Raw genomic sequence first — 5439 nt, forward strand, 5'->3', positions numbered from 1 at the left:
GCGCTCCGATGAGAAGACGCGCTCCCTACGCCTTCCGAGTGCGCAGCCGCATGCCGGGGAACGGATGATCGGCCGGCTCCGGCTGCTGCCAATCGGTCAGACTGCGGAAGATCCTGGCCAGCCCATAGCCCACGGCCGCCAGCAGCAGGCAGTCGACCACGCGCTGCAGGCCGGCGATCATCGCCACGACCCAAGGCTTGGCCGGCAGCAGCATCGCCACCAGGCTGAGCCCGAGCCCGGTCATCAGCGACACCAGGATCGCTCCGCCGATCAGCAGGAAGAGATGCGCCTGCACCGGCCGTCCCAGCATGAAGGCCTCGTGCAGCGAGAGCGGTCTGTGGGCGGCAAGCGACGGCAGCAGCATCACGAACACCGACGCGGCCGCGGCGCAGGCCACGGCGTTCAGCTCGATATAGGGGCAGGGCACCATCATGATCGCGAACAGGCAGAGGGCGGCGGCAAGGGTCAGGAAGCGCACGGCGATGGTCGAGCGGCGCAGCTCGTGGACCTCATCGCACGGCAGCGCGTCCTCGAGCAGCGCCTCCTTGATCCAGCGGTCGAGGAACATGGCGTAGATCATCGCGAACAGAAAATCCCAGCCCCAGTAGTTTTGCCAGTCGACGAACTCGCGACGGGTGTCGAGCACGTAGGCCACGGCGGCCGCCAGTCCGGCGATCGGCAACGTCATCAGCCAGAACGTGCCTTGGTGGCGACACCAGAAGATGAAGGCGGACAGCGCGGCCATGCGATGGCTCCTCTGCGGGCCATGGAAGTGTATGGCTCCCTCCGCCGCGCGCTATCGGCGCAGTGTTTCAATTGGTGCAGAAGTCGTTTCAGTGCGAGCGAAGTGACTGCCTTCTGCCAGACCGAAGGTTTCTTGCCGGACCGCGGGCCTCCAGGCCCGCCTCTGTCATCCTGAGCGTAGCGAAGGATCTCATGCCGGTTGCGAGCGGCGATGAGGTCCTTCGCTTCGCTCAGGACGACAGCTAAGAGCGGACCTAGACCTGCCTGCGCGAAGCCGAAGCGGCTTCGCTTCGGCGGAGGCAGAGGTCCGCGGTCCGGCAAGACTTACAGTGTCTTACGGGCAAGCGCGGCGCCCTCGGCCAGCGCGCGCAGCTTGCCGTACGCCGTCGCCAGGGTCATCGGCGCCATGCCGCAGTTGGTGCAGGCCTGGATGCGCTCGGGATCGACGTACCTGGTCGCAAGCTTCAGCGTCGCCGCCACTTCCTCGGGCGTCTCGACCTTGTCGGAGGCGACGTCGATCGCGCCGACCAGCACGGTCTTGTTGGGCAGAAGCTTCATCAGCTCGGGCGGTACGTGGCTCTCGCGGCATTCTAGCGAGACCTGCTGGATCGTGCTGCGGTCGAGCGCGGGAAAGGTCTTCTCGTACTGACGCCAGCTCTCGCCCAGCGTCTCCTTCCACTTGATGTTGGCTTCGATGCCGTAGCCGTAGCAGATGTGCACCGCCGTCGTGCACTTGAGCCCCTCCGCCGCCTTCTCCAGCGCCGGCACGCCCCACTCGATGGTCTCATCGAGATAGACGTTGAAGGCGGGCTCGTCGAACTGCACGACGTCGACGCCCAGCTTCTCGAGGTCCTTGGCCTCCTGGTTCAGCAACTCGGCGAAAGCGAAGGCCATCTTCACCCGGTCGCCATAGAAGCCGTCGGCCAGCGTGTCGATCAAGGTCATCGGCCCGGGCAGGGTGAACTTGAGCTTGCGGCTGGTCGCGGCGCGGGCGACGCGCGCCTCGCGCTCGTGCACGAACTTGCGCCGCCTGAGCGCCGACGTGACCGTCGGGCAATCAGCGTCGTAGCGATTGTTGCGGATGCCCATGCGCACCTTCTTGTCGAAGTCGACGCCGTCGACCTCGGCCAGGAAGCCGTGCACGAAGTGCTGCCGTGCCTGCTCGCCGTCGCTCACGATGTCCAACCCGGCTTCTTCCTGGCGGCGGACGGCAAGGGCCGTCGCGTCGTCCTTGGCTTCCAGGAGCGGCGCGCCGGTGAGCGTCCAGGGCGCCCACAAGACGTTGGGCGTGGCGAGCCACGAGGGTTTCGGCAGGCTTCCTGCCAGCGTCGTCTCGAACATCGCGTTTCCTTCCCTTTATTTTTTGTCGTTGCCGGCGAACTCCAGCTCCGCTCGCGTCTCCGGCGGCAGTACATGGCCGAACGTTCCGGGCGCACGCCACTGCAAGGTACCGAAGGCGCCGCAGCTCTCGCACACCGAGCGCCAGGTCTCGTGCTGGGCGGCGCAGGCGCCGCAGCGCCAGGCACGGTCGGCCGGCGCATCGGCGGCGCGGGCGAGCCAATCGTGCACCTTGGCCTGCTCGGCTCCCGACCGCTCCTCGACCTCGGCCATCAGGCGGCAGACGCGTACCGGCGGGCTGGTGCCACCGGCGATCTCGAGATGCCGCCGCGCCTCGCCCCACAGGTTCGCCTCGAGCGAGGCCTGGGCCAGCGCCAGCTGGCTTTCGATGTCGTTCTCGTTGTGCGCCACCAGCCGGCGGATGACGCCGATGCGCTTCAGCGGATCGTTCTCGCCCGACGCTTCGAGATAAAGCATGGCGAGATCGGGATGCGGCGCCAATGCCCATCCTCGCTCCAGCGTCTTCTGCGCGCGCTTGCCGTCGCCTGCCTTGATCTGCAGTCCGGCGAAGTGCTGGGTGACGGCGATGCGCTCGGGTGCCAGGGCGAAGGCCTCGCGAGCCAGCGTCAGCGCATCGGCGGCATTGCCGTCGCGCTCGGCGGCGCGGCTGCGCTCGACCAGCAGCAGCGCCTTCAGCGTCCGGCCCTTGTCGGCCGTCACGACCTTGCGGCGCTGGCCGGTCTCCAACGTCTCCTGTGCCGCCTTCCACTGGCCGGTCTGCGCCTGCATGTCGAACAGCGAATGCACCACCCACGGCGTCTGCGGCTTCAAGCGGAAGGCGCGCTCGGCATAGGCCAGCGCCTTGGCCTGGTCGCCCTCGCGCAAGGCCTGGCCGATCAGGCCGCGCAGGCCGAGGAAAGCGGTGTGCTCGTCCTCCAGCATAGCGGTGAAGGCACGGTTGGCGCCGTCGCGGTCGCCCGCCAGCTGGGCAGCCTGCGCCGACAGCAGCAGCGTGATCGGCGGCTCGGCGAGAAGCTGCTCGGCCTTCTTGGCGTATTTCTGCGCCTCGGCGCCGTCGCCGGCGGCGACCGCAGCCAGGCCCTGCGTCAGCGCGCGATAGCCGCGCTTCTTGCGGCTCTCGCCCCAGCCTTCGAGCAGGGCGAACGGCGCGCCGACGATCCAGCGATAGAGCAGCCAGCCGCCGATGCAGAGCCCGATCAGGACGATCAGCGCCACCAGCAGCACGCCGACGCTGCTGTCGAGCCGCCAGCCGTGCCATTCGGCGGTGACCGTGCCCGGCCGCTCGGCCAGCCACACCGCGCCAAGCATCGTCACGGCGGCGACAGCGAACCAGATCAGGACGCGCAGCGTGGTCATCGGATCAGCGCGCCGCCCCTAGCAGGTTGACGGCGTAACCAGCGAGCTGGTCGAGGCTGCGCTTGGCGGCGAGATGGGCGTCGGCCTTGGCGAGCCAGGCCGTCGTCGCCTTGTTGGTCTGTGGCGGCAGCGACTTCACCAGCTCGACCGCCTTGGCGATGTCGCCGGCATGCAGCGCCTGCTCGGCGCGCGCCAGCTTGGCTTCCGTGGTGTCACCCGGCACGTCGCCGACGCGGCGCAGCGAGACCAGGCCGCGCAGCTTCCCCATGAGGCGCTCGCCGTAGGAATCGTCGGCCACGTCCTCGGCCAGGGCAGCCTTGGCGACGGCTGGGAACGCTTCGTCGAGTGCGGCGCGCGAGGCCACGCCGGTCTGTGCATAAGGCTGCAGCGCCGTGACGATCTCGCCGAGCTTGGCGTCGCCCTGCGCCAGCGGCTGCAGAAGATTGAGCTCGGGCGCAAACGGCACGCCGGCATCGATCGAGCCCGCGAGCCGCGCTGCCAGGCCGATGACCATCGAGGCCCGCGCCGCCGTCATCGCCTTCTGCTCGCCGCTGTTTCGCGCGCCGACGGCGTCGCTCAATGCCTTTGCCTGGTCGCGTTGGCTGGCGACGGCCTGGTCGAGCGCGCCGAGCGTGGCGCGGAGCGCCGCGATCTCGCGCGTCAGCACGGCGATCTCTTTTTCGGCCTCGACGTTGCTCGGCGCCGGGGTCGGCGCCGCGCCGCTGGCGGCGGGGCGTTGCTCCAGCGCTTCGACGCGGCTCTTCAAGTCGGCGATCGAGGGATCATGACCGGCGGAGGCCGCTGGCCGCTCGGCCGCCGTCGCCGAGACAGCGCGCAGGCGCTTCTCGAGATCGTCCAGTCGCGCCGTCAGCTCCTTGCGTGCCCCATCGACGGCGGCATTGGCGACGGTGGTGGCGTCGGCCCGCACCGCCTGCAGGTCGATGCCGGATGTCGGCGGCGTCGGCGCGGCAGCCTGGCCACGCCACAGGTCGCGGGCCGGTTGCGGCCAGAAGGGCAGCGAGATCAAGGCGGCGGCCAGCACGATCACCGCGGCCAGCACGCCGACCACGAAGGCGCTGACCACGCCCAGGCCGCGCCGCACGATGATCGGTTGGGCAGGCGGCGGGTTGGCCGGGTCGTCGGGGGCGATGGAGGTGTCGCTCATGGTCGCCTGTCCTTGTACAGGGGCTTCGGCCAGTCGGTCGATCTCGTCGAGCACGGCCTGCCGGCTGGGTCGCTTTGCCGTCACCACCGCCTTGAATGGCAGGCCCGCCGCCGGCGCTAACGCAGCCGGGCTGATGGCGACGGCGGTGACGCCGCGCAGGTTGCCGGTGAGGCCCGCATCCTCGACCATGCTGGTGAACACCGACGCCGCGCGCGGCGAGAAGAAGGTGACGACATCGAGCGCGCGCGCCTCGAGGGCGGCACGCGCCGAGTCCGGCAAGACGGTCTCCTCGCGCGCGTCGTAGAGCACGAAGCGGTTCACCTCGAAGCCGGCCGGCTGCAGCAGTGCGCCGAGATCGGCCGCAACCTCGCGGCCCGATACGTGCAGCAAGGGGCCATCCTTGGGATTGAGCCGCTGGCGCGCCAGCTCGGCCAGCGCCTCGCCATCGCCCGCCGCCGAGGTGACGGCGCTGAAGCCCAGCCCTTCGGCGGTGCTGGCCGTGGTGTCGCCCACCGCCAGGATCGCCCGGCCGCGCTGCTCGCTCGCTTCGGCCAGCGCGCGGGCGCCGTTGGCGCTGGTCAGCAGCACCGCCTGGCAGGCGGCGAGCGCGGCGGAGAACTCCGCCGGCGGATGCAGGAACTCCAGCCGGAACAACGGCGCGATCACCGGCGTGTGGCCACGCTCGGCAAGCGCCGCGGCCAGCGTCGTCGCCTCGCGTTCCGGCCGGATGATCAGCACGCGCATGGGCTCTCCGTAGCGGGCACCTGAGGTTGATGCAATCATGCTCTTCCGGACCGCGCGCATCCTGCGCGCTC

The 5439-nt window shown here is 69.8% G+C and carries 4 protein-coding genes; all 4 read right to left on the bottom strand.

Annotated features, from left to right (window positions below; all coding sequences use genetic code 11):
- Positions 1-25: 25 nt before the first annotated feature.
- The 4 genes from RSO01_RS45800 to RSO01_RS45815 all read right to left on the bottom strand — a co-directional run bounded on the left by RSO01_RS45800 (position 26) and on the right by RSO01_RS45815 (position 5368).
- Complete coding sequence (locus tag RSO01_RS45800) at positions 26-745, bottom strand: hypothetical protein (protein ID WP_147157302.1); 720 nt, start codon at positions 743-745, stop codon at positions 26-28.
- Between the two features lie 323 nt (positions 746-1068).
- Positions 1069-2085 carry a methionine synthase gene (locus RSO01_RS45805; RefSeq protein WP_147157303.1) on the bottom strand — a complete coding sequence of 339 codons (1017 nt, stop codon included), beginning with the start codon at positions 2083-2085 and terminating at the stop codon, positions 1069-1071.
- Positions 2086-2100: 15 nt separating this feature from the next.
- Positions 2101-3459: a heme biosynthesis protein HemY gene (locus tag RSO01_RS45810; RefSeq protein WP_147157304.1), complete on the bottom strand. Its 1359-nt coding sequence runs from the start codon at positions 3457-3459 to the stop codon at positions 2101-2103.
- A gap of 4 nt (positions 3460-3463) precedes the next feature.
- Positions 3464-5368, bottom strand: coding sequence for a uroporphyrinogen-III synthase (locus RSO01_RS45815; protein ID WP_170303888.1), 1905 nt, complete (start codon positions 5366-5368; stop codon positions 3464-3466).
- Positions 5369-5439: the final 71 nt, after the last annotated feature.

It is taken from the genome of Reyranella soli, assembly GCF_007992495.1.
Taxonomy (GTDB): Bacteria; Pseudomonadota; Alphaproteobacteria; order Reyranellales; family Reyranellaceae; genus Reyranella; species Reyranella soli.

Bases quoted from the DNA above. Each gene is read 5' to 3' on its own strand.
- RSO01_RS45800 (WP_147157302.1), bottom strand. From the start codon at position 745: ATGGCCGCGCTGTCCGCCTTCATCTTCTGGTGTCGCCACCAAGGCACG.
- RSO01_RS45805 (WP_147157303.1), bottom strand. From the start codon at position 2,085: ATGTTCGAGACGACGCTGGCAGGAAGCCTGCCGAAACCCTCGTGGCTC.
- RSO01_RS45810 (WP_147157304.1), bottom strand. From the start codon at position 3,459: ATGACCACGCTGCGCGTCCTGATCTGGTTCGCTGTCGCCGCCGTGACG.
- RSO01_RS45815 (WP_170303888.1), bottom strand. From the start codon at position 5,368: ATGCGCGTGCTGATCATCCGGCCGGAACGCGAGGCGACGACGCTGGCC.